The following is a 1,561-nucleotide window of genomic DNA, read 5'->3' as shown; positions in this document are numbered from 1 at the left end:
GTTTTGTTTTAATCGACAAATAAATCACCTCACTCACTTTTATTTAAGTATAACATATATTGATTAATTTTAAATACAAATTTCACGTTTGATATAAGTTAAGTCCGTATAATTGTGTAAAATAGTGAACCATATTCCGCTACCCGGTAGAATGGAGTTGCGACACAACATTCTTACAGGAGGTATTGGAATATGGCTCAATATCAGATTACCTTAGATTCAGCCACATTGCATCAATTATTTCTCGGAGGAGCCGGAGAATCCGGCATGAAAACCTTATTGGAGTCTGTTTTAAATCAGGTTCTCCAAGCGCAGGCAACCGAGCAAGTTGCAGCGCAACCTTATGAACGAAGTGATGATCGGCAAGACTGTCGCAATGGATTTTATCCGCGGACATTGCAGACGAGAGTCGGCACGTTGAGCCTTAACGTGCCTCGTTTGCGCAATGGACGTTTTTCAACGGAACTGTTTATTCGTTATCAACGTAGCGAACAAGCGCTTATGCTGTCGTTGATGGAGATGGTTATACAAGGAGTTTCAACGCGAAAAGTATCTGCCATTACCGAAGAATTATGCGGCGCAGAATTTTCAAAGTCCACCGTGTCTGATTTGTGTCGGCGTATCGATCCACTAGTTGAAGCCTGGAATGCCAGACCTCTAAAGGACACGAAATATCCTTTTGTCCTCGTAGATGCGCTAATCATCAAGATTCGTGAGGATGAAGCGATTCGTCCGCGTAGCGTCTTGATTGCAACGGGAGTGACGCGACAGGGCCAGCGAGAGATTCTTGGTTTCAAAGTAGGCGATAGCGAATCTGAAACAAGCTGGGGTGAGCTATTTCGAACGCTGAAATTACGCGGGTTAGGCGGCGTAGATTTTGTCATTTCCGACAACCACGGCGGCCTAGTATCGGCCGTTCGTACGCATTTTCAAGGAATTGTCTGGCAACGTTGCCAAACGCACTTTTTGCGGAACATCATTGATGCGACGCCCAAACGAGTGCAAAAAGAACTGCATGAGCGAGTGAAAATGCTGCTGCATGCACCGGATAAAGAACTGGCAAGGCAGCTACTGCAAGGGATTTTCAATGATTTTGAGAAAACCGCTCCGAAGGCCATGGAGATTTTAGAAACCGGATTTGAAGATGCAACCGCAATTTTGATCATTCCGGCTGATTATCGCCAGCGTTTACGCACTACGAATAGCGTTGAACGCTTGAATGAGGAAATTCGCCGTCGTGAACGAGTAATTCGTATTTTCCCGAATAGCACTTCAGCCGAGCGCTTGATCGGAGCAATTTTGATGGAACACAGCGAAAAATGGTTGAGCAGTAAATGTTATTTGAACATGGATTCATATTGGCAATGGCGCGCCGAAAACGGCACGCCATCTGCAAAAGTCGTCCGCTTAAAATAAGCATTTTAGACTACCGGGATTTTACACACAAATTTGGACTTGACCCAGGGTATCACTATATACTAGCTATTTACTTATTTATTGACCATTTGTTCGTCTAAGGTAAGAACAACTGCCGATTAAGCCAGCTAAAGCTCAGTCATTT

At 44.1% G+C, this 1,561-nt stretch carries 1 protein-coding gene; it reads left to right on the top strand.

Annotated features, from left to right (window positions below; all coding sequences use genetic code 11):
* Window positions 1–192 precede the first annotated feature (192 nt).
* Window positions 193–1,416, top strand: a complete 1,224-nt coding sequence (locus tag C508_RS0117360) for an IS256 family transposase (RefSeq protein ID WP_018704832.1) — start codon at window positions 193–195, stop codon at window positions 1,414–1,416.
* The last annotated feature ends 145 nt before the right edge of the window (window positions 1,417–1,561 follow it).

The sequence above is a fragment of the Anaeromusa acidaminophila DSM 3853 genome (genome assembly GCF_000374545.1).
In the GTDB taxonomy this organism is placed as follows: domain Bacteria; phylum Bacillota; class Negativicutes; order Anaeromusales; family Anaeromusaceae; genus Anaeromusa; species Anaeromusa acidaminophila.
This window is presented reverse-complemented; position numbering and strand designations above follow the sequence as displayed.

Bases quoted from the DNA above. Each gene is read 5' to 3' on its own strand.
- C508_RS0117360 (WP_018704832.1), top strand. From the start codon at position 193: ATGGCTCAATATCAGATTACCTTAGATTCAGCCACATTGCATCAATTA.